The sequence below is a fragment of the Tardiphaga sp. 862_B3_N4_1 genome (assembly GCF_051811085.1).
In the GTDB taxonomy this organism is placed as follows: domain Bacteria; phylum Pseudomonadota; class Alphaproteobacteria; order Rhizobiales; family Xanthobacteraceae; genus Tardiphaga; species Tardiphaga robiniae.
The window spans coordinates 1147879-1170507 of sequence record NZ_JBPWQB010000002.1; the positions used below are offsets into that span (position 1 = coordinate 1147879).

Below are 22629 nucleotides of genomic sequence, written 5' to 3' on the forward strand. Positions count from 1 at the left end.
CGCGTAACTTTCGCGAAGGCTCGTTACTTCGGAACGACGGCCTGTGCATCGACCCAGATTTGTGCACCCCTTTCGCGCACCGGATAGCGTCGCAAACCCCTGCTGGGCCAGCCCGGCGACATGCTGCCGTCTGCCAGATCGAACCAGGCCAGATGACGCGGACAGTGCAGCCGGCGATCGGCGACGCGGCCAAGGCTGAGATCGGCCTGCTCATGCGGACAGGCGCGCTCGCAGGCATAGATCGTCTCGCCATCCTGCACGATGAGAACACCGAGGCCAGCCACGTTGACGCAGACGATTGTCTGTTCGGTCAGGCGCTCACGCGAACAGACCGCGACCCATCGGGCGGGATTGTCGTCATCCGCCAAGATAGGCCCGTCGGACATGCTCGTTCTCGATCAGCTCCGCTCCCGCACCCGACAGCACGACACGGCCGGACTCCAGCAGATAGGCATGATCGCACATCTCGAGCGCGGCGAAGGCATTCTGCTCAACGAGCAAAACAGTCGTGCCGGCGTCACGGATCGCGCGAATGATCGCAAAGGTACGCTCGACGATGTTGGGCGCGAGACCAAGCGATGGTTCATCGAACATCACCAGGCGCGGGCGCGACATCAATGCACGGCCGATGGCCAGCATCTGCTGCTCGCCGCCGGACAGCGTACCTGCAGCCTGCTTGCGTCGCTCGGCGAGGCGCGGGAACTCGCCATAAATGCGGTCGCGGTCCACTGCGACTTCGGACATGTCGGAGCGCAGATAGGCGCCCATGTCGAGATTTTCGGCCACCGTCATATGCGGAAAAACGCGACGTCCTTCCGGACAATGTGCGATGCCCTTTGAGAGCACCCGCTGCGCGCCAATGCCGGTGATGTCTTCGCCGTCGAAATGCAGACTGCCGGAGCGCGATGGCACGAGGCCCGAGATCGCCCGCAACGTCGTGCTTTTGCCGGCGCCATTGGCGCCAATCAGCGCCACGAGCTGACCGGCCTTGACCGAAAGCGAAATGCCCTTGAGGGCTGAGATCTGGCCATAGGCGCAGACCATGTCACGGATCTCAAGCATGGACTGCGACCTCCTTGACCACATCCTTCGCGCTCTGACCGAGATAGGCTTCGATCACTGCGGGATTCTTGCGGATTTCGTCGGGCGGTCCTTCGGCGATGATGCGGCCGTAATTCAGGACCACGATCCGATCCGATACGCTCATCACCATCGGCATGTCGTGCTCGACCAAGAGGATCGTGACGCCACGATCCCGGATATTGCGGATCAGCTGTACGAAAGTATGCGTCTCCGACGCGTTCATGCCGGACACAGGCTCGTCGAGCAGCAACATCTTCGGCTGCGCGGCGAGCGCCAGCGCGACACCGACGAGGCGCTGCTCGCCGTAGGACAGCGAGCCCGCAAGATCGTTGGCGCGCGCTTCCAGCCCGATCCAGCGCACCAGTTCGGCTGCACGGGCGCGCTGCGCTTTCTCCGATGCGCGGGCGCGCGGCAGGCCGAGAATGGCTTCGGCAAGGCCAAGCTTGCCTTTAAGCTCCCCTTGGCGATGCAGGCCGATCAGGACGTTGTCGTAGACGGTGTCGTTCGGAAACACGCTGGTGCGCTGAAAGGTGCGGATCAGACCGAGATCCGCGATTTCATGCGGTTTCTTGCACTTGAGGTCCGCGCCGCAATAGTTCACCGCGCCCTTCGTGGGCGTGAGAAAGCCGGTCATGACGTTGAAGGCCGTGGTCTTGCCGGCACCGTTCGGCCCGATCAGGCTGACGATCTCACCTTTGTTGACATGGAAGTTCATGTCCGAGATTGCGACGAGGCCACCGAAATGGACCGCGACGTGTTCGATGCTGAGTACTGTCTCGGCCATCAGGCGCGCTCCTCGGCGGTACGTTCGGAGACGGCGATGGACGCCCGCCTGGTTCCGCCGGCCCGCGCTAAACCGAGTTTCGCGGCAAGCGACGGCACGATGCCGCGCGGCATGACGAACAGGATGACGATCAGCACCACGCCATAGGTGATCCACTGTGCCTCCGGCGGCATGATCGGCCGCAGGAACACAGGCAGCAGGCCAAAGATGACGCCGCCGACCACAGGCCCGGCCAGCGATCCCTTACCGCCCGACACCACCATGATCACCATGGTCACCGTCGAGATGAAAGCGAAGACGTCGGGATCGATGATGCGGATGTAATGCGCGTAAAGGCTTCCCGCCGCGCCGGCGATACCCGCAGAGATCACGGCTGCCAGTGTCAGCGTCTTTGTCACATCGATGCCGACGGCGACAGCCAGCGTCTCGTTCTCCATCAGCCCGCGCATGGCGCGGCCGTAATGGGAATGAACGAGACGCGAGATCAGGAAATACGAGATCGCGGCGACTGCGAGCACAAGATAGTAATTGTGAAACTTGGTCTTCAGCACGAGATAGCCAAGCCCTGGCAGCCCGATGGTGATCGACGGAATATTGGTCAACGCCAGCGGGCCTTGCGTCAGCTCGACCCAGTTCAGCGCCACCAGCCGCACAACTTCGGCGAACGAAATCGTTACGATGACGAAGTAAGCGCCGCGCACGCTGAAGGACAGGCGTCCGACCAGATAGCCACAGAAGCCCGAGATGATGATCGCCAGAAAGAAACCTGCAATCGGCGGCCACGGCACGTGGACGATGTGGAAATCACCGTAGATCGGCACATCGAATCCCAGCGATGTCAGCGCGCTGACATAGGCGCCGATGCCGAAGAAGGCGATATGGCCGAGGCTGAGCTGTCCAGTAAAGCCGAGCAGCAGATTGAGGCTCATGGCGCCGATGATGAAGATGCCGGTCGTAATCAGCGCGTTGAGCAGATACGGATCCGTCAGCCACATGGGCACGGAGGCAAAGAAGGCGAGACAGAGGAGAGTGACGATCTGTTTCATCCGACGCGCTCCGCCCGTGCAAACAATCCTGTCGGCTTGAAGATCAGCACCATGATGATGATCAGGAAGCCCATGGCATCGCGATAGCCCGACGAGATGTAGCCAGCACCGAGCTCTTCAGCGAGTGCGAGAATGAAGCCGCCGATGACAGCGCCGGTGATATTGCCGAGGCCGCCAAGAATGACGATGGCGAAGGCCTTCACCGCGGCGAGATCGCCCATTTGCGGGAACACGACATAGACCGGACCGAGCAATGCACCAGCGGCAGCCGCAAGGCTCGATCCGATGGCGAAAGTCGATGTGTAGATCAGGCTGACATTGACGCCCATCAGCGCCGCGGTGTCGGAGTCCTGGAAGGTCGCGCGCATCGCCTTGCCGAGTTTCGTGAGATTGATCAGCGAGTAGGCCAGTACGATCAGCAGCGCGGCGGCGAACAGCACGAACAGGCGAAGCCAGGACACGGACACAGGTCCGATCACCAGCGGCGCGTCAGGAAACGGATTGTCGATCGACTTGGCGACGCCACCCCAGATCCACAGCGCGCCGGACTGCATCGCGATCCAGGCACCGATCATCACCAGCATGGTGGTATCGATATCGGCGCCGCGCAGCGGCCGCAGCAGCGTGATCTCGATGACGGCGCCCAGCAGCCAGCCAGCGACGATCGCCACCGGCAGCGCCACGAAGAAATTCAGCCCGAGCTGATGCACGACAATGAACATCATATAGGCGCCGAATGTGTAGAGGATGCCGTGGGTGAAGTTCACCACGTTCATGATGCCGAAGATCAGCGTCAACCCGATGCCGAGCAGCGCATAGGTGCCGCCGAGCACAAGCATATTGACGAGGTGTTGCAGGAGCTGGTCCACGAGCGGCCCTAAAGGTTCGAGTAAGGTGCTAACCTCTCCCCGCCTAGCGAAGCTTTGCTTCGCCGGGCAGGGAGAGGTCGGAGCCGAGCGACAGCGAGGCTTCGGGTGAGAGGAGCCAGAGTTTCACTCGCAAGTGCCCCTCACCCCAGCCCTCTCCCCGCAAGAGCGGGGCGAGGGAGCTCACTGCCGGAGTTCGTCTGGATCACAGATCCTTCATCACGATCTTGCCGCCGGAGATCTCGACCAGATAGACATTCGGGAAGCTCTGGCCGCTCTCCGAACCGGCCGGGCCCGACTTCTTGAAGATGATGTCGCCATTCAAACCTTTGACGTCGATCTTCCAGAGCGCATCCTTGATCGCGACCGGCTCGGCCTTGCCGGCCTTCTCGATGGCTGCCGCGATGGTGCGGATGCCATCATAGCCGCGGAAGCTCTCGGTGCAGCCGGCGAAATCGAAGCCGCGCTTCTTCCACTCGTTGATGAAATAGGTGGTGGCTTCCGGGTTGGGCGTCTTTTCCGGCATCCACGGCAAGAACGTCGTCAGATGCATGGTGTCGTTCGCGGCGGCACCGGCCTGCGCGATGATCTGATCGGGATTCTGCGAACCGCCGGTAGTGATGATCCGCTTCTTCAGGCCGAGTGCTGCGGCCTGCTTGAAGATCAAAGTGAGCTGGTCGACCGCAGCCGTGATGATCACGGTCTCGGAATCCGTTGCCTTGATCTTGGCGAGCTGGGCGCTCATGTCCTGCGCCGATTGGTCCATGGTCTCGACCAGACCGATGGTGATGCCTTTTTCCTTCATCATCTTGCTGAAGTCCTCAGCAGTGCCGCGGCCCCAGTCATTGTTGATCACAAGGAAGTCGACTTTCTTCAGCGCCAGCTTGTCGACGATGTTCTTGAACGCAGCCGCTTCCACGAAAGACGGCGGCGAGATACGGAATACGTAAGGATTGCCCGAGGTGGTGATCTTGCTCGCCGACGAGGTCTCGACCACCATCGCGGTTTCGTACTCGACCAGCTTCGGCATCACCGCGAGCGTGAGACTGGAGCCCCAGGCGCCCAGCATGACTGGCGTCTTGTCGCGGGTGATCAGCTTTTCGGCGACGGCAGCGGCTTCGGTCGGGTTGCTCTTGTTGTCCTCGATCACGAGTTCGATCTTCTTGCCGAGCAGGCCGCCCTTGGCGTTGATTTCGTCGGCGGCGATCTTGGCGCCGTTGACGACATAGGTGCCCGATGCGGCGAAGGCGCCGGTCAGGGGCTCATTGACGCCGATCTTGATGGTTTGCGCAGTGGCGGCGCTGCTCAGGAAAGCAATGGCCAGGGCGGTCGCCGAGGCGGCTTTGATGGTCCGTATCATGTGGTCCTCCAGTGTTACGCTGATGAAACTTGCGCAGTCCAAACCCCGCCGCTCGCATGTCCGCGCGAACGTCGATCTCTCACGCCGATCCTCCGCGCCCGGTGAGGCGGCGAACGACATTCGTCGCGCGCTCACGCAGGAGACCAAGGATCAGCGAAACACCATTCAGATCGGCTGCCGCTGACGGCGCCGATGTCACATCGCCCGACAGGCGGCGATCGAGATTGCCGGCGAATTCCGCGACCAGCCGCGCCGCGAGATCGCGCACCAGCCCGCTGCGACCGACCTGTGCCAGCATGCCGGTGAGGCTGTAGCCGATGGAAAGCTCCACACGCGTCGCCGCGCCGTCATCCTGCGGCACCAGCCGGTAACGGATTTCGCCTTGCGTGGTGGAGCGGCTGCGCTGGTCGCTGCCTATGCCGAGAATGCGGCCGGCGAGATCGGCCTCGTTGCGCTCAACGCGGGCGGCGCCGTTGAAGTTGGCCGAGATCGGCCCGATCTTGACGCGGATCGCGCCTTCGACACGCTCGGGTCTGGGCGTGCCGACCAGCGTGGCGCCCGGCAGGCACGAGGCGACGGCCGCGATGTCATCGAACAGTGCAAAGACTTTTGCAGGTGCATGCGCGACAGTGAATTGCTGCTCGAGCGTGGTCGATGGCGTGAAGTCTGGAATGTCCAGCGGTGCGACGGCGGCAGCCGGTTCGGATACAGCAGGCTGCGCGGGCATCAGCTTCTGGGAGCTGACACAGGCTTTGTGCCCTGACCCTGCCGGTCCCAGCACCTTGCGCCCGCCATCCGGCTCCGGCGCGATATCGCGCGCGCGGCGCTCGGTGATGACCGACTGCACGGCGCGGACAATGCCGACATAGCCGGTGCAGCGGCAGAGATTGCCTGACATGCCGATGCGGATCTGCTTCTCGTCGGCATCCGGCAGGCGCTTCACCAGATCGCGCGCCGAGACCAGCATGCCCGGCGTGCAGTAGCCGCATTGCAACGCGTGTTCGCGGGTAAAGGCCGCGCGCAGCTCCGTGGCAATCTCGTCATCATCAAGACCTTCGATGGTGGTGACATCGGCGCCATCGCATGCCACCGCATAAGTGATGCAGGAGCGCGTCGGTATGCCATCGACCAGGATAGTGCAGGCACCACAGACGCCATGTTCGCAGCCGAGATGCGTGCCGGTGAGATCGAGCGTGTCGCGCATCATGTCGGCGAGACTCGTACGTGGCTCGACGTCCCTCTTCACGGCGCGAGTGTTGACGGTGAGTTCGACCGAGTTCATGCCGCGGCCTCCGCAACAGCGCGGCGCAGAATGGTGACGTGAATATGCCGGTCGGCGGCATCGCTCATGCCGGCCTTCGACAGCAGGGTGTCGGCGACGCGCGCGTCGAAGCGCGATTTGAAATCGTTGGGGATACGCCCGCCGAACAGTTCTTCGGCATTGTCGACAATGATAGGCGCGGCCTCGACTGCGCCAATGACGACACGCGCGCGGCCCGCCTCGGGGTCGATCAGCACCGCACCGATGGCATGAGCAAACTCGCCGGTCTTGCGGCAGCTCTTCACATAGCCCCAGCGCGCGGAGCGAGACATCGCCGGCACGCGCACGGCTTCCAGCATCTCGCCGGGCTGCAGCACGCTTTCCAGCGCACCCAGCAGGAAATCCTTCATCGCAACACGCCGCGCTCCGCTTGCACTACGCAGCGACAGCGTCGCGCCAAGTGCGGCGAAAGTGGAGACCCAGTCCGCGGACGGATCGGCATGGCTGAGCGAACCACCGACGGTGCCGCGGTTGCGCACCGCGCGATAGGCGATGGCGGAGGCCACGCGTTGCATCGCGCCGCGGGTGACGTCGGGAATGCGGCCATCCTCGATATCGGCATGGGTGACGCAGGCGCCGATCACCAGCTCATCGCCGGCGACTTCCACATGCTTCAGCTCGGCGAGGCCGGTGATATCGACGATGGTGTCGGGAGCCACCAGACGCAGATTCAGCATCGGCCCGAGCGATTGGCCTCCGGCCATGATCTTGATCACGCCATCGCCAGCCATTGCGGCTAAGGCCGAGGCGACGTCGCGCGGGCGCTCATAGGCGAAAGGTGCCGGCTTCATGCGGCGGTCCTCTTCGCATCGCGCGCTGCGAGAATGCCCTGCAGCACGCGGCGCGGCGTGATCGGCGACTGCAGCATCTCGACGCCGAGACCGCGCAGCGCATCGTTCACCGCATTGCCGATCGCCGCCGGCGGCGCGATGGCCCCGCCTTCGCCGATGCCCTTGACGCCGAACTTGGTGTAAGGCGACGGCGTTTCCATGTGATCCAGCCATGGCGCCGGCACTTCGGTCGGGCCGGGCAGCAGATAATCGGCCAGCGTCGTATTCAGCGGCTGACCGGCGCGATCAAACGGCATCTCCTCATACAGCGCTGTGCCGATGCCCTGCGCGAGACCGCCATAGATCTGGCCGTCGACAATCATCGGATTGACCAGCACGCCGCCGTCCTCAACGATGACGTAGTCGAGAATTTCCACATCGCCCAAATCAGGATCGACGGCGACGGTGACCGCATGGGCGGCATAGCTGAACGTGCCGCTGTCACGCTGCGGCTTGTAACCGGAGGTCGCCTCCAATCCGCCCGGGTCGACATCGCCGGGCAGATCCTGCGGACGGCGATACCAGGTGTGCGCGATTTCCTTCAGCGTCACGCTGCCATTGGGCCCGCGGATTTCGCCGTCGACCAGCACGACATTGGCTTCATCGACCTGCAGCAGCTTGGCGCCGATCTTCTTGGCGCGCTCGCCGAGTTCGTGACACGCCGTCGCCACAGCGCCACCGGCCATCACCATGCAGCGCGAGCCCCAGGTGCCGGTCGAATAGGGCGTCATCGCCGTGTCGCCATGGACGACACGGATTTTTGCGACATCGACACCGAGCATCTCGAATGCGACCTGTGACAGCGTCGTCTCCAGACCCTGACCGTGCGAATGCACCCCGACCTTCAGTTCGAGTCCACCATCCGGCGTCAGTCGCGCGGTGGCCTGTTCATGGCCGGGCACCATGGGAATGCCCCAGCCGGAATAGACCGAGGTGCCATGTGCGGCTTGCTCGCAATAGATCGAGAGACCGACACCGATCAGCCGTCCGTCATCCTCGCCCTTGCGCTGCCGCGCACGGATGCCATCGATATCGATCTGCGCCACCGCGCGGCGCAGCGCCTCGGGATAATCGCCACTGTCGAAATGCTTCTTGGTGATGTTGTCGAACGGCATCTGCTCCGGCCGCACCAGATTGCGCAGCCGGACGTCGCCGGGCTCAAGCCCTGCTTCCGCCGCGACAAGATCGAGCATCAGCTCCAGCGCGAAACACACGCCGGTGCGGGCGACGCCGCGATAGGGCAGGATCGGACACTTGTTGGTGGCCACCGAATAGGTACGGCAGCGATAGGCCGGCATCTGATAGGGGCCGGGCAAAATGCTGACCACCTGCGCGGCTTCGAGACAGGCCGAGAACGGATAGGACGAATAGGCGCCGGAATCGACAGTAGCCTCGCAGTCGATGCCGCGCAGCGTGCCGTCGCGATCGGCATAGACGGTGATCTTGTAGTGGTGCTCGCGGCAGTTGGAACTGGCGACCAAATGCTCGCGGCGATCCTCGATCCAGCGCACCGGGAAGCCGCGCTTCATGGTGAGCCATGACAGACAGACTTCTTCCGGCAGCAAGATGCCCTTGTGACCGAAGCCGCCACCGACATCCGGCGAGACGATTCTGATCTGTCCTTGATCCATCTCAAGGCAATCGGACAACCCGTTGCGCACAATGTGCGGCATCTGACTGCCCGTATAGAGCGTGAGCTGATCGAGACGATGATCGAACGTGGCGATGACACCCCGACCTTCGAGCGGCGACATGCATTGCCGCGCGGTCGAGATTTCGCGCGTCACCTTGATCGGTGCGTCGAGAGCGCTGGAAATATCGAGTTCGAAGAAGCTTTCGAGAAAGACGTTGTCGCCCCAGTGCTCATGCACCAGCGGCGAGCCGGGCTCGCGAGCCTTGAGCATGTCATAGACGGCGGGTAGCTCTTCGAGATCGAGCGTGACGGAGGCCGCGATATCTTCAGCCTCGGCACGCGTCGGCGCGACGCATATAGCGACGAGTTCGCCGACCTGACGAATTTTGTCGGTGGCCAGAATGGGTTGATCGGACGGCTTGAAGCCGGCCAATCCCGTGATCGCGCGGATTGGCTTGATACCGACAAGATCGGCAGACGTGAACACCACGTCGCGATAGCGTTCCGGAATATGGATCGCCCGGATTCGCGCATGCGCTAGCGGACTGCGGACGAAAGCGACGTCCTGCAATCCCGCCAGCCGGATATCGCCGACGAATTGCCCGCGCCCGCGCATGAGGCGATCGTCCTCCTTGCGCGGTACGCGCGCGCCAACGCCCTGCTTTGAAACAGGGGCGGCGGGCGAGATATCTCGCTCATTGCGCATCGACGAACTCCCGGCGCCTTCCGGATTGACTAGCGAACTGGCTTGCAAAGCTCAGGCCGCAACGGCCTGAGGAAGGATCGGAGCGATCGGATCGAAGCGGGTGCCCGCGCGCAGGCAGAAGGCCGGCTGCAGCAGGCCGTTCGCAATCACGTCGGTGTTCTCGTTATCGCGCAGGACGTAACGGCCGGGTTTCTCGACGAGCACCGAAACGTCGGCATCCATGCCGACCTTGAGCGAGCCGATCTTGTCGGACAGGCCGATCATCTTGGCCGGGTTCGACGTCACCATCGGCACCACCTGTTCCAGCGTGAGACCGAGCGAAATCATCGAACTCATCGCCTGCACCAGGCTGAACTTGGCCTGGCCCTTGAACGGATGGTTCTCGTCATCCTCGTGCTCATCCGGCGTGCCGGCAGGCGCAGGCACCTCCGTGTTGTAACCGTGAATATCGGCGCCGAGCGTGTTCGGCACAATGCCGGCCGCAATCGCCTTCTTGGCCAGGCGATAGGAGAAGTGGCTGCCATGGCCGACATCGATCTTGAGGCCACGATCGATCGCCGCCTGGATCACCGGATGCACCTCGCCTTCGCGATTGACGAAGCCGCCAGGATGCCGCGTGAACGGATGGGCGAGCACGTCACCTTCCTTCAGCAGCGGAATCACGCGCTCCAGAATCGTATCGACGTCCTCGCCATTATTGCCTGACTCCGGCAGACCCCAGAGTTGGCCGAAATGCACGTAAACCGGCAATTCCGCGCGCTTGCCGATTTCGGCCGCCATTTCCATCACGCGAATGCCCCAGCGCGCGAAGCCGCCGATTTCCGCATGGGCCTTGATGCCGCGAACGAGATCGCGATTGGCCACCGCCGATTTCACGGTCGCGTCGATATCGACACCGTCCGGGCTGTAGAGGTTGGGATAGAAATGCCCTTCGAGACCGCCGACGAGATAGGCCGACAGAAACGCATAGACCCGCGATTTTGCGGGCTCGGCGATGAAGTGACGAAAGCCGGGCAGCGTCATGCAGGACGGGCCGCCCTGGTCGATCAGCGTGGTGACGCCGGATTGCACGCCGACCATGTCGGGCTGCATGCCGAAACGACCGCTGACATATTGAAAGACGTGCGCGTGGGTATCGATCAAGCCCGGCAGTACCAGCTTGCCGGTCACATCCACCACTTCCTTTGCGCTGGTCGGCAAAATATCGGACTGCACTGCGGCGATCTTGCCGTTGCGAATGGCAACATCCTTGATGCCGTCAACACCAGCAGCGGGATCGATAACACGACCACCGCGCAGCAGCAGGTCGAATGAGGCGGTAACGGACATGGCGGTCTCCTTGCGTTCCGGCGGACATTAGAGGTCCACCAAAATACGAAGCATACTTCGTATTTTACAAAAGCAAAGTCCGTGCCATAAACATTGCGATGCGGTAGTTTTTCAACGCGCTCGCACCATACGAGCCGTAGCCGACACAAGGAGAGACTGCGTTGCCCCAGGCCAAGCCGCGCCGTGACAAGCCCGTCCATAAGCCCTGGCCGCTGGCCCAGCGACCGGGATTTTTGATCAGACGGCTACACCAGATCCATGTCGCGCTGTTCCAGGAAGCCTGCAGTGCCTTCGAGATGACGCCACTCCAGTACAGCCTGCTGTCTGCATTGGCGGCGCGTGGAACCGCCGATCAAACCAGCTTAGCCGCTGATATTGCTCTGGATCGCACGACGACGACGGGCGCGCTGAAGCGACTCGAAGCACGCAGGCTGGTCGAGCGTCCGGTCAGCGACGACGACCGCCGCGCCCGCGTCTGCCGGCTCACACCGGCCGGTGCAGCCCTGCTCGACAAGATCGAAACCGCCGCACGCGAGGCGCACCGCGCCACGCTCGGCAACCTCACCAAAACGGAACAGACTGCGTTTATTGCCATGATGCAGCGCATTGTCGCAGCGAACAGCAGCCGCGACGGAGCCGCTGATCTATCGGATTGAAGGTCGCCGAGAGGGCTCTTCCCAGATTAGAACGACTATAAATTAATCAGCCTGACCGCCGAGCAGGCAGACAATTATTCAGGACCGCAGCATCAGCCGTTCATCAGGCGGTGCGATTTCGGTGACGAGATCGCGGATCAGCGCCTTTTTCGGCAGCGGCGCGAGCGTCGTCATTCCCTCTTTGAGCCGAACCGTGCAGGCGTAATCGACCTTGCCATCGATCAGCATCATGCATTCCTTGCACGCATTCGCATTGATGCAGGAGAAGCGAAACGCCAGCGAGGGATCCATGCCGCGCCTGATGGCACGCAAGCCATCGAGAATGGACTGGCCGTGCTCGAAGGGAATATCGAACGTGTCGTGATGCGGCGCTTCACCGAGTGCGCCGCGCTGAATGCTGAGTGTCGCTTTCATGCGGCGGCCTTTCCGGTGGTGGGCATCACTTTGCGCAGGGTCATGTCGCCATCCGACATCGACACGATCTGGTTGATGCTCCACGCATCATCCAGACCGAGATGATCGTCACGCTGATGCGCGCCGCGGCTTTCGGTACGCGCCAGCGCCGGTATGGCAACCGATTGCGCGACAGCGAGCATGTTGCGCAGATCGAGCCAGTCGGCCAGCACTGGATCGAAGCTTTCCGCTGACGCGAATGGCGTATCGCCGATATCGGCCTTCAATTGCGCGATGGCTGATATCGCCGCACGCAATTTCGCATCGGTGCGGAACGGACCGACATCGTCGGCCATCACGGCCTGCAGCTTCGCGATGACCGCTGCGGGATTTGGCGCATCACGTTTGCTGGCACTGCGCAGCAGATCGATGGTCGGCTTCGCCGCATCAGCAAACCACGTCGCAGTGCCCTGCTTGGCACGCTCGGCGGCGCTGCGTCCTGCCCGCGCGCCAAACACAAAGGCTTCGGTGATCGCATTACCCGACAGCCGATTGGCGCCATTGGCGCCGCCGACCGCCTCCCCGCAGGCATAGAGCCCGGGCACGCCGGTCGCCATCATCTCGTCCACGCGAACGCCGCCCATATGATAATGCGCGATCGGCGCAACCTCGACCGGGCGCTGCGCGAGATCGATGCCGTTTTCGGCGAGCCGGTCCACCACCGGCCCGAACGCCTTGCGGATTTCCGCCTCCGGCACATGCTGGAAGCTCAGATAGGCGCCGCCGGCGGGGCTGCCGCGGCCGGCTTCGACCTCCTTGGTAATCGCATAGGTGGCGAGATCACGCGTTAGCACATAGGTGCCGTCGCTGCGCTTGTCACGCGTTGCATAGTCCTCTTCGAATTCGCGCATCTCGGAATTAAGCAGCTTGCCGCCGAGCTTGTAGCGGAACGGGTCCCACATGATCGGATCCATGCCGACGAGGCGCGGCGCGAGATGGCCGATCGGGAAGAACTGCACGAACTCCATGTCGATCAGTTCGGCGCCGGCGCGTAGTGCCAGCGCATAGCCGTCGCCGCCCATATTCGACGACGCGCTGTTGCGGCGATAGAGACCGGTAAGCCCGCCTGTCGCGATCACCACGGCCTTCGCGGCCAGCGTCACCGCCTGCCCGGTCGGCAGATGCAGCGCCGTAGCGCCGCAGGCTTCGCCATCACGCAGCGCGATATCGACGATGGTGAGATCGCCGATGCGGCGAATGCCGCTGGCGCTGTTGAGTTGCGTACGCAGCGTCTTCGACACTGCGGGACCGGTGGAGAGAAAGTCCACATAGGCACAACGCGGCCGATCATGGCCCGGCGCCTGTGCCTGCTTGATATGGCCGTCCTCGCGCGCCCAGCCGACCTTCCAGGCATCCATCTCGCGCAATCGCTGCGGGCCATCTTCACACAACAACGCAGCGAGACGTTCGTCGCACAGCCCGCGGCCGGCCGCGAGCGTATCGGCAAAGTGATGTTCCCAGTGATCTGGTGTCTGCTCGCCCAAAGCGGCTGCGACCGTCATCTGCGCCATGACAGTGGCGCCGCCGCGCCCGATCAGGCTCCGATCGGCGAGAACGACCGACGCGCCGCCCTTCGCTGCTTCCAGCGCCGCATACATGCCGGCGCCGCCAGCGCCGATCACGAGAACATCGGCTTCGAGATGGGTGGGAACCGAAGTATTGGGAGAAGGTGATGTCATGGTCAGGCGAGTGTCTCTTCAAACAAAGGCGTTGTCAGCAACCGTCGCCGGGCCAGAACCATGCCACGCGGCGTCTCCCGTCGTCAGATCTCCGTGCGCAGGATCGCCCGCGCCAGTGTCTGTGCACGCGGAACGATGCTCTCGATGTCCAGCCACTCCAGGTCGGTATGGACATTGCCGCCGACCGGGCCAAGACCGCAGAGCGTCGGCGTGCCGACGCTGGCGGTGAAACCGGAATCTGCACAGCCGCCGGCAAATTCGCCGGTCAACGTGGTGAGGCCCGAGTCGACAGCGGCCGCCTGATAGGCTTCGAACATCGCCTTCGCCGCAGCGTCCTGCACCAGCGGCAGGAATTCGCCGTTGATATGCAGCTTTGCCGTCGTGCCCGGCACGGTCGACGTCGCAATAATCTTCTCGATGGCGCCCATGATGGTCGCGCGGTCCGCCGGATCGATGTAACGGAAATCGATCTCGCCTTCGGCATGCGGCGCCGTGGTGTTGACCGACTGTCCGCCGGACACCAGGCCGACATTCAGCGTGATGCCCTTGTCCATATCGGTCAGCGCATGAATCTGCACGATCTTGTGCGCGAGTTCGCCGATGGCACTGATGCCCACCGAGAAATTGTTGCCGGAATGCGCGGCCTTGCCGAATACCTCGAAGCGCATGAACACGCCGCCCTTGCGGCCCGTGGTGATATTGCCGGTCGGACGTCCCGGTTCCGAATTATAGACGGCGCGCGCCGCACGGCCCTCGCGCTCGATGATCGGCCGCGACGAGCGCGACGCGATCTCCTCATCGCCGGTGATCAGCAGCTTGATGGGGCACGGCGCAGCATCGAACTTCTTTAGCGCGGCGGCCACGAATACGTTGATGACGACGCCGGCCTTCATGTCGGCAACACCAGGCCCATGGGCCAGATTGCCTTTAATAGTGAAGGGGCGCTTGGCGACTTCGCCCTTGGGAAACACGGTATCGCGATGGCCCATCAGCAGGATCGGCTTTTCGTTGCTGCCGGGTTTGGTGATCAGCCCATGCACGGCATCGCCATAGACATCATGAGGCTCGCGCCAGGTTTCGATGCCGTATTCGGCGAAGTGCTGTTCGAAACGAGCGCCGACGGCATCGACACCTTCCTTGTCGAAGGAGCCGGAATCGATGTTCACGACGTCGCGCAGCAGGTCGATCATCGGCTGCTTCTGGGACGCGAGCCAGTCGATGATCTGGGTTTCGGTAGTGTTCAACATGAATTGTCCTTCGGTCACTCTTGAGCGCTTGCGTTGCGCGTTCTTACTTCGCCATCGCCACGACGGGCGACGCTACATTCGACCTGCGCATCATCATGCGCGCAATGGCTTCGCCGATCACCACCGTGGTGAAATGAGTGTTGGCGCGGCAATCCGACGGCATGATCGACGCATCGGCAATGCGCAGACCCTTGAGGCCCTTCACGGTGCCATCCGGATTGACCACGCCACCCGTATCCTTGAAGCCGGTCATGCGGCAGGTGCCGGCGGCGTGCTGGATATCGCCGGTGTCACGGCGCAGCACGGCTTCAAGCTCGCGCGTCGGCAACGCCGCCGCCTGCGGCAGCGTCATGTCGGTATCGGTGAGGCGGATCCAGTCCGCGATGCCGGCCAGCGCCGGCTGCGTGGTGATCACGGCAAGCCGCTTCACGGCATCGACCATCCGCAGCATGTCGCGGGGGTCTGCCAGCATGTTCTCCTCGACGATCGGGTCGATCGACGCATCGGTCGATGCGAGCTTCAGCGTGCCGCGTGAGAACGCATTGAACAGGCCGGCGCCGATGGCACCGGGATTGCCGATGCCACGGTGATTGAACGCGATCAGGATCATGTCGCGCTTGCCGCCCTCGGCCAAGCCCGACGAGTAAGTTACACAGCAATTGGTGTGGCGGGTGTCCCGATCCTTTGGCGCGACGGCATCCTGCAGCTTGAGGGTGGTGCGAAACAGCGGATGATCGAAGAAATTCCGGCCGACGGGCAGATCGCACTCGACAGCGATGCCCATGTCCTTCAGCTCGTCCGCCGGACCGATGCCCGAGCGCAGCAGGATCGCCGGGCTGTGGATCGAGCCACCGCATAGCACGATCTCGCGCGCGCTGATTTCCTGCGTGCCCTGCCCCTCGAAGTGCACGATCACACCGGTCGCCTGACCGTCCTTGATCACAACGCGGTCGACCAGCGCATGACCGCGGATTTCGAGATTGGCGCGGCCGCGCGCCGGTTCGAGATAGGCTTCATTGGTGGAGATGCGACGCAGATCGCGGCTGTTGATCGGATAGCAGGCGACGCCTTCGCCATCCGGTCCGTTGACGTCGTCGCACCACGCATAGCCCGACGCCAGCGCCGCATCGCGCAAGCCATTGTCGATCGGCCCCCATGTCTCCGGCGGCGCGCGATAGACCGGCAGCGGACCACCACGGCCATGGCCGGGCCTGTCGCCGAAGTCCAGATCATCCTCGATCACCGAGAATAGCGGCATGACGTCCCTGGCCGACCAGCCGGTGCACCCCAGCGATGCCCATTCGTCGAATGCAGCGGCGACACCGCGGATCGCGATCTGGCCGTTCATCATCGACGAGCCTCCGAGGCCCTTGCCGCGCCAGTAGAAGCGCTGATCCTGTCCGGCAACGCGACGCGAATGCAGCTGCGGCCACTGCCACTTTTCCTGGAATTCGCGCTGGTGAATGATCGGGATCGGGTTCGCTGTGGTGACTTCCCACGGCGCATCCGCCGCGCGCCAGTCGAGCCCGGCTTCCAGCAGCAGCACGCGCGTGGCGGGATTTTCGGAGAGCCTGGCAGCCACGGCAGCGCCGGCAGATCCACCGCCGACGACGATCACATCATACATAGTGCTTCATTTCTTTCTGCTGCGGCGCCCTACGCCGATCTTATCCGGCCGAACACGTGCAAAATCCGTTCCCGCCATTATGCGCCCGGTGCACAGCAGACGCCAGCACGCGCGCTGCAGAGGCAACGCGCGGCAAAGGCATGGCGGTTGGAAAAATATGGCCACAAGTTGTGGCGGTGATGGATTGAACGGAAAGAGCCGCCTCAGAGGGGATCGCCAGGCTTCTTCGCCGGCGGATCCTCATCGAGAATCGCGCGCCATCCCGCACCTTCCAGATCCTCATACTGTCCGCTTTTCAGCGACCACATGAAGGCCCAGAGGCCGAGCAACCCAAGCGCGAGCGCCAGCGGCACGAGGACGACGAGGGACTGCATGGTTGGACCTATTTCAGCACGAGGCGGTTCTTCGACAGGAACATGCGCTGTCCGCCGGCCTCGCCTTCAAGCACCAGATCCCACAGTCCCGGCGCAAGTTCGGCGACCTTGCCGCGATGGACCACGCCCCCGGCCCCGATCAGCTCAACCGGCCGGTCCGCGCGACGATCGGCCGGCCGCTCCAGCCGCCCGGTGAAACTCAGCCCCGTGATCGGATTGCCGTGACGATCGCGCGCTTCGACACGGACCGCGGCATCACCTGCAGCATCGCGCTCGACATGCGCGCTGACCTTCCAGCCGCGACTGCTCTGGCCACGCGCGGCCTCGATCTCGTTGCCGTAAGCGAGGCTCGCTGTATAGGGACTATCCACTTCGACACCCGGCAGCGTCTCCAGCGCGAATTTCATCATGACGACATTGACGCCGATGATCATGCCGAAAAACAAAACCAGGCAGATCAGGACAAACCGGCCGGTGATCGGACGAGGTGCGGCAACGGCGGCGCTCATGCTGTTCTCCTTCACGGTGCAACGAAATGATCGGTCGCCGACGCCATGTCATCATGGGCGGCATCGGTGACACGCATCACGAGCGGGAGCGACTTCTCGGAATTGATTGCCGCGGGCGCCGTCACCAGTACGCGCAGCTCGGTGGTCTGGTCGCGGCCCAGCACAATCTCCGGCCGACCCGTAGACGCGGCATCCATGCCCACCACGTGCACCGTGGCATTTGCCAGCCCGTTGACGTCGAGCGTGACCACGCGGCCGGCGCCGCGCTTGTTTAAGAGGCGCACCGTATAGGCATTGCGGATCGAACCGTCGCTCAGGCGCACAGCGACCGGATTGCGATCGTGCAGCACGTTGATGTCGAGCAGCGAACGGTTCAGCAGCGCGTAGAGCATCACCGCACCGACAGCGACAATCATGCCGACATAGGCCACCGTACGCGGCCGGATAATACGATAAATCTCCGGCTTGCCCGCCTTGCGCCTGGCAATGTTGAGGTCGGTGTCGTAGCCGATCAGCCGGGTCGGCCGGCCGATCTTGCTCATCACGCCGTCGCAGGCGTCGATACACAACCCGCACTGGATGCAATCCATCTGCAAGCCATTGCGGATATCGATGCCGACCGGGCAGACGTTGACGCATTGATAGCAATCGATGCAGTCGCCTGCGGGTTGGCCGAGCGCGCGCAGCTCGGCCGCCTTCTTCAACGAGGTCCGCTGCTCACCGCGATCGGTCTTGTAGGTGACGTTGAGCGCCCATTCGTCGGTAAGGGCCGCCTGGATGCGAGGCCACGGGCACATATAGAGACAGACCTGCTCGCGCATCCAGCCCGCCAGGGTGTAGGTTGTCGCCGTCAGGATCGCGATCCAGATATAGGCCAGCGCCGGCGCCTGGAACGTCACGAGTTCCCTCACCAGCGTGGGCGCATCGTTGAAATAGAGCACCCAGGCGCCGCCGGTCCACCATGCGATCAACAGCCAGATCGAATGCTTCATCGTCAGTTCGACGACACGCTGCAGCGTGAGCCCTTCGGCCTCCTTCTTCATCCGCTCACGGCGGTCGCCTTCGATCAAACGCTCGACGGCAAAAAACAGGTCGGTCCAGACAGTCTGCGGACAGAGATAGCCGCACCAGACGCGACCACCGACGGCGTTCATCAGGAACAGCGTGAGGGCCGCAAGGATCAGTAGGCCGGTGAAGAAATAAACTTCCTGCGGCCACAGCTCGATGAAAAAGAAATAGAAGCGACTGTTCGGCAGGTCGACCAGCACCGCCTGATCGGGAGCACCGGGACCGCGGTTCCAACGCACGAAGGGCAGCAGATAATAGATGCCAAGGCAGACCGCCATCAGCGCCCATTTGACGTTGCGATACCTGCCGGAGACCTTCTGCGGATAGACCTTCTTCTGCTCCGCATAGAGCGGGCCGTAGTCGAATTCCTCGGGTGCAACGGGCTTGTTCATGGAGGTCACTCTCGTCTTTGGAATGACCCTAGACTTCGCCGGTGCGATGCAATTGATGTACGTCAAAGGCACGCGCGGGATTGGCCGCGCGCGCTATGACTTATTGTCCACCCCCCAGCGAATGGACATAGATCGTCAGTGCCTTGATGGTCGCCGGATCGAGACGGCCAATCCAGGCCGGCATCACGCCGTTGCGGCCATTGGTGATGGTCTCGACGATAGTCGCTTCGTCCGAACCGTAAAGCCAGATATTATCGGTCAGGTTCGGCGCCCCCATGTCGGGATTTCCCTTGCCGGCGTCGCCGTGACACGAGGCGCAGTTGTCGGCGAACAGCTTCTGGCCGACGTTGGCGTCGTAACCCTTGGCCGTCGGCAATCCGGACAGTGAGCGCACGTAGTTCGCAACCGTCTCGATCTCCGGCTTCTTCAACATACCGTCACGACCGAAAGCCAGCATCGATCCTTCATGCGATTCCGCATGGGCGGAACGCGCGCCGAACTGGATGGTCTTCTCGATCTGCTCCAGTGTGCCGCCCCACAGCCAGTCGTCATCGTTCAGATTGGGGAAGCCCTTGGCACCGGTCGCACCAGTGCCGTGACACGGCGCGCAATTGTCACCGAACACCACACGGCCTCTGGCGCGCCCCAGCGCCAGCAGAGCCGGATCCTTCTCGATTTCCGCGAGCGGTGCAGCGCCGAGCGCCGCCATCTTGCCTCCGCGGATCTTCTCAAGATTGGCGAGATCGACGGCGACATCCGCGCGTGACGAATAGCCTATGACGCCCGTCGCGTAGCTCTGCACCAGCGGCCATGACGGATACACGACCCAATAGCCGATCGCCCACACGATGGTGAGATAGAAGGTCATCACCCACCAGCGCGGCAGTGGCGTGTTGAGTTCCTTGATACCATCCCAGGAGTGACCTGTGGTGGTCTTGCCGGTGGCCTTGTCGAATTCGCCTTCGTGATCGCTCATGATCTGATCAATCCTCTCGCAACGGCTGACGCGCAGCTGCGTCAAACATCGCCTTGTTGCGGGGCCACAATGCGTAGGTCAGAATTGCGATGAAGATTCCGACAAAGACCGGCGTCCAGAATGTGAGGACGAGGTTCGACGCGAAGTTCTCGACGGTCAGGATTGCGCGCATGCTTCCATCTCCTCAGCGGAGGTTTGCTTTTTCGTTGTAGAGTTTGAAATCGACCAGCGTGCCCAGCATCTGCAGATAGGCGACCAGTGCGTCCATCTCGGTGGGCAGCCCCGGCTTGCCATCGAAGTTACGTGCCACCGATTTCGGATAGCGCTTGAGCAGCGCGTCGGTATCGCCATTGTCGGGATCGGCCTGGATCTTCAGGTCCGCCACCGCATTGGTGATCTGATCGTCCGTATAGGGCACACCCACCGCGCGGTTGGTGCGCAGATGATCGGCGACGTTCTCGGTGCTGACAGGCGTCTCGGCCAGGAACTTGTAGGACGGCATCACCGATTGCGGCACGATGGCGCGCGGATTGCTCAGATGCGTGACGTGCCATTCATCGGAATATTTCGCGCCGACACGCGCGAGATCCGGACCGGTGCGCTTCGAGCCCCACTGGAACGGATGGTCATACATGCTCTCCGCCGCGAGCGAATAGTGCCCATAGCGTTCGACCTCGTCACGCAGCGGCCGCACCATCTGCGAATGACAGAGATAGCAGCCCTCACGGACATAGACGTTGCGCCCGGCGAGTTCGAGCGGTGTATAGGGCCGCATGCCCTCGACGGCTTCGATGGTGCTCTTGAGATAGAACATAGGCGCAATCTCGACGATGCCACCGATGGCGATGACGAGGATGATACCCACGATCAAGACGATCGAGTTCTTCTCGAAGATTTGGTGCCGACTCCAGAACGACATGATTGATCCTCACTCAGCCGGCTGCAACGTGGCGCCAGGGCTCGACAGCGCGCCCTCTTCCGCTTCGCCGACGCGCACGGTCATCCACAAATTCCAGGCCATGATCAGCGCACCGATCAGGAACAGCCCGCCGCCCGCTGCACGGATGATGTAGAACGGGTGCATCGCTTCGACGCTTTCGATGAAGGAATATTCGAGGAAGCCCAGCGACGTGTAGGCACGCCACATCAGCCCCTGCAGGATGCCCGACACCCACATCGCCGAGATGTAGAGAACGATGCCGAGCGTCGCGATCCAGAAGTGCCACTCGACCAGCTTCAGGCTGTAGAGCTGCTTGCGATTCCACAGCCACGGCACCAGGCAGTACAGCGCGCCAAAGGAGACGAAGCCGACCCAGCCGAGCGCGCCGGAATGCACGTGACCGATGGTCCAGTCGGTATAGTGGCTGAGCGAATTGACCACCTTGATGGACATCAGCGGACCCTCGAAGGTCGCCATGCCGTAGAACGCCACCGACACCACCAGCATGCGCAGCACTGGATCGGTGCGCAGCTTGTCCCATGCGCCGGACAGCGTCATAAGGCCGTTGATCATGCCGCCCCAGGAGGGCATCCACAGCATGATCGAGAAGGTCATGCCGAGCGTCTGCGTCCAGTCGGGCAGCGCCGAATAATGCAGGTGATGCGGACCGGCCCAGATATAGAGGAAGATGATCGCCCAGAAGTGCACGATCGACAGCCGATAGGAATAGACCGGCCGCTCGGCGCGCTTCGGAATGAAGTAATACATGATAGCGAGGAAGCCGGCGGTGAGGAAGAAGCCTACCGCGTTGTGGCCGTACCACCACTGGAACATGGCATCCTGCACGCCGGCCCAGGCGACATAGGACTTGGAGCCGAAGACCGAGACGGGCAGCGCCGGGTTATTGCCGAGATGCAGCACCGCGATGGTGATAATGAAGGCGAGATAGAACCAGTTGGCGACGAAGATATGCGGTTCCTTGCGCTTCACGAGCGTCATCAGGAACACCAGCAGATAAGTCACCCAGACGATGGTCAGCCAGAGATCGGCATACCATTCCGGTTCGGCGTATTCCTTGGATTGCGTGACGCCGAGCAGATAGCCGGTGCCGGCAATGACGATGAAGAAGTTGTAGCCCAGCACCACGAACCATGGCGCGAGATCGCCGGCGAGCCGCGTGCGGCAGGTCTTCTGCACCACGAAGAAGGACGTCGCGATCAGCACGTTGCCGCCGAAGGCGAACACCACCGCCGACGTATGCAACGGCCGCAGCCGGCCGAAGCTCGTCCAGGGCAGATTGAAGTTCAGGTCCGGCCACGCCAACTGCATGGCGATCAGAAGACCCACCGTGAAGCCGGCGATGCCCCAGAATACCGAGGCCACAGCGGCAAACTTGATCGGCCCGAAATTGTAATTCGGCCGCCCGTCGATCTCCTGCGGTGGCAATGCGCCGCGCTCGAAATAGCGATTGAGGATGACGAACACGGAGGCCAGGCTGGCGAAGCCGGCCAGCGTCACGTGAAAGGCATAGGCCGCATCTTCCGCCTTGGCCGCTGCGATGATGGAGAGAAATACGGTGGCCGCGAGGATCACGGTCAGACCGGACTCGCCGATCGTCATCCACTTCACGCTGTCAGTCTGTTTCGTCATGATGATTCTTTCCCGAGCACGCACCCATCAATCACGGCGGTGCGCTCAGTGAATTGATTGAAATCAAAGTTCGGGGAAAGCTCGCTTGCTCGCTGCGCGA

General features: G+C 62.6%; 22 protein-coding genes. 1 reads left to right on the forward strand and 21 read right to left on the reverse strand.

The annotated features are described in order from the left end of the window. Window positions 1-23 precede the first annotated feature (23 nt). The 10 genes from AB8B02_RS22660 to AB8B02_RS22705 form a co-directional block, all read right to left on the reverse strand. Window positions 24-386: a Rieske (2Fe-2S) protein gene (locus tag AB8B02_RS22660; protein WP_175368114.1), complete on the reverse strand. Its 363-nt coding sequence runs from the start codon at window positions 384-386 to the stop codon at window positions 24-26. Further along, window positions 358-1062: an ABC transporter ATP-binding protein gene (locus tag AB8B02_RS22665; protein ID WP_175368115.1), complete on the reverse strand. Its 705-nt coding sequence runs from the start codon at window positions 1060-1062 to the stop codon at window positions 358-360. Before AB8B02_RS22665 ends, AB8B02_RS22660 begins: the two co-directional genes overlap by 29 nt. Next, the gene (locus AB8B02_RS22670; RefSeq protein ID WP_439065224.1) at window positions 1055-1867 is read right to left on the reverse strand and encodes an ABC transporter ATP-binding protein; all 813 of its coding nucleotides are present in this window, start codon (window positions 1865-1867) and stop codon (window positions 1055-1057) included. Before AB8B02_RS22670 ends, AB8B02_RS22665 begins: the two co-directional genes overlap by 8 nt. Further along, the gene (locus tag AB8B02_RS22675) at window positions 1867-2913 is read right to left on the reverse strand and encodes a branched-chain amino acid ABC transporter permease (RefSeq protein ID WP_439065225.1); all 1047 of its coding nucleotides are present in this window, start codon (window positions 2911-2913) and stop codon (window positions 1867-1869) included. The genes AB8B02_RS22670 and AB8B02_RS22675 overlap by 1 nt, the downstream gene beginning before the upstream one ends. Next, the gene (locus AB8B02_RS22680; protein WP_176454739.1) at window positions 2910-3782 is read right to left on the reverse strand and encodes a branched-chain amino acid ABC transporter permease; all 873 of its coding nucleotides are present in this window, start codon (window positions 3780-3782) and stop codon (window positions 2910-2912) included. The genes AB8B02_RS22675 and AB8B02_RS22680 overlap by 4 nt, the downstream gene beginning before the upstream one ends. Window positions 3783-3984: 202 nt before the next feature. After that, window positions 3985-5139 (reverse strand): ABC transporter substrate-binding protein, encoded by a 1155-nt coding sequence (locus AB8B02_RS22685; protein WP_439065226.1) that lies wholly within the window; start codon window positions 5137-5139, stop codon window positions 3985-3987. A gap of 79 nt (window positions 5140-5218) precedes the next feature. Further along, complete coding sequence (locus AB8B02_RS22690; protein WP_439065227.1) at window positions 5219-6421, reverse strand: xanthine dehydrogenase family Fe-S subunit; 1203 nt, start codon at window positions 6419-6421, stop codon at window positions 5219-5221. Then, window positions 6418-7251, reverse strand: a complete 834-nt coding sequence (locus AB8B02_RS22695) for an FAD binding domain-containing protein (protein WP_439065228.1) — start codon at window positions 7249-7251, stop codon at window positions 6418-6420. The genes AB8B02_RS22690 and AB8B02_RS22695 overlap by 4 nt, the downstream gene beginning before the upstream one ends. Next, a complete protein-coding gene (locus tag AB8B02_RS22700) occupies window positions 7248-9629 on the reverse strand; it encodes a xanthine dehydrogenase family protein molybdopterin-binding subunit (protein WP_439065229.1) in 2382 nt (793 codons plus the stop codon). The genes AB8B02_RS22695 and AB8B02_RS22700 overlap by 4 nt, the downstream gene beginning before the upstream one ends. 51 nt (window positions 9630-9680) lie before the next feature. Next, complete coding sequence (locus AB8B02_RS22705; RefSeq protein WP_439065230.1) at window positions 9681-10958, reverse strand: amidohydrolase/deacetylase family metallohydrolase; 1278 nt, start codon at window positions 10956-10958, stop codon at window positions 9681-9683. A 161-nt stretch (window positions 10959-11119) separates the two neighbouring features. On the opposite strand from AB8B02_RS22705, the gene AB8B02_RS22710 reads away from it, so the two are divergent. Continuing rightward, window positions 11120-11614 carry a MarR family winged helix-turn-helix transcriptional regulator gene (locus AB8B02_RS22710; RefSeq protein ID WP_320445806.1) on the forward strand — a complete coding sequence of 165 codons (495 nt, stop codon included), beginning with the start codon at window positions 11120-11122 and terminating at the stop codon, window positions 11612-11614. A gap of 78 nt (window positions 11615-11692) precedes the next feature. On the opposite strand, the gene AB8B02_RS22715 is transcribed toward AB8B02_RS22710, so the two are convergent. From AB8B02_RS22715 to ccoN, 11 genes are all read right to left on the reverse strand, one after another. Next, the gene (locus AB8B02_RS22715; protein ID WP_439065231.1) at window positions 11693-12028 is read right to left on the reverse strand and encodes a 2Fe-2S iron-sulfur cluster-binding protein; all 336 of its coding nucleotides are present in this window, start codon (window positions 12026-12028) and stop codon (window positions 11693-11695) included. Continuing rightward, window positions 12025-13746 (reverse strand): FAD-binding protein, encoded by a 1722-nt coding sequence (locus AB8B02_RS22720; RefSeq protein ID WP_439065232.1) that lies wholly within the window; start codon window positions 13744-13746, stop codon window positions 12025-12027. Before AB8B02_RS22720 ends, AB8B02_RS22715 begins: the two co-directional genes overlap by 4 nt. 83 nt (window positions 13747-13829) lie before the next feature. Then, window positions 13830-14993 (reverse strand): M20 family metallopeptidase, encoded by a 1164-nt coding sequence (locus AB8B02_RS22725; protein WP_244528046.1) that lies wholly within the window; start codon window positions 14991-14993, stop codon window positions 13830-13832. 43 nt (window positions 14994-15036) lie between these two features. Then, entirely contained in the window at window positions 15037-16620 is a 1584-nt protein-coding gene (locus tag AB8B02_RS22730) for a GMC family oxidoreductase (protein WP_231078865.1), read from the reverse strand. Between the two features lie 203 nt (window positions 16621-16823). Continuing rightward, window positions 16824-16994, reverse strand: a complete 171-nt coding sequence (ccoS, locus tag AB8B02_RS22735; protein ID WP_089267801.1) for a cbb3-type cytochrome oxidase assembly protein CcoS — start codon at window positions 16992-16994, stop codon at window positions 16824-16826. A gap of 8 nt (window positions 16995-17002) precedes the next feature. Next, window positions 17003-17503 carry a FixH family protein gene (locus AB8B02_RS22740; protein ID WP_439065233.1) on the reverse strand — a complete coding sequence of 167 codons (501 nt, stop codon included), beginning with the start codon at window positions 17501-17503 and terminating at the stop codon, window positions 17003-17005. Window positions 17504-17514: 11 nt separating this feature from the next. After that, window positions 17515-18963: a cytochrome c oxidase accessory protein CcoG gene (gene ccoG / locus AB8B02_RS22745; protein ID WP_439065234.1), complete on the reverse strand. Its 1449-nt coding sequence runs from the start codon at window positions 18961-18963 to the stop codon at window positions 17515-17517. Window positions 18964-19063: 100 nt separating this feature from the next. Then, on the reverse strand, window positions 19064-19939 hold the full coding sequence (ccoP, locus tag AB8B02_RS22750) for a cytochrome-c oxidase, cbb3-type subunit III (RefSeq protein WP_439065235.1): 876 nt from the start codon (window positions 19937-19939) through the stop codon (window positions 19064-19066). Between the two features lie 7 nt (window positions 19940-19946). Then, window positions 19947-20111 carry a cbb3-type cytochrome oxidase subunit 3 gene (locus AB8B02_RS22755; RefSeq protein ID WP_068729582.1) on the reverse strand — a complete coding sequence of 55 codons (165 nt, stop codon included), beginning with the start codon at window positions 20109-20111 and terminating at the stop codon, window positions 19947-19949. A gap of 12 nt (window positions 20112-20123) precedes the next feature. Continuing rightward, window positions 20124-20858 carry a cytochrome-c oxidase, cbb3-type subunit II gene (ccoO, locus tag AB8B02_RS22760; RefSeq protein ID WP_439065236.1) on the reverse strand — a complete coding sequence of 245 codons (735 nt, stop codon included), beginning with the start codon at window positions 20856-20858 and terminating at the stop codon, window positions 20124-20126. Window positions 20859-20867: 9 nt separating this feature from the next. Continuing rightward, window positions 20868-22499 (reverse strand): cytochrome-c oxidase, cbb3-type subunit I, encoded by a 1632-nt coding sequence (gene ccoN, locus AB8B02_RS22765; protein WP_175368156.1) that lies wholly within the window; start codon window positions 22497-22499, stop codon window positions 20868-20870. Window positions 22500-22629 lie beyond the last annotated feature (130 nt).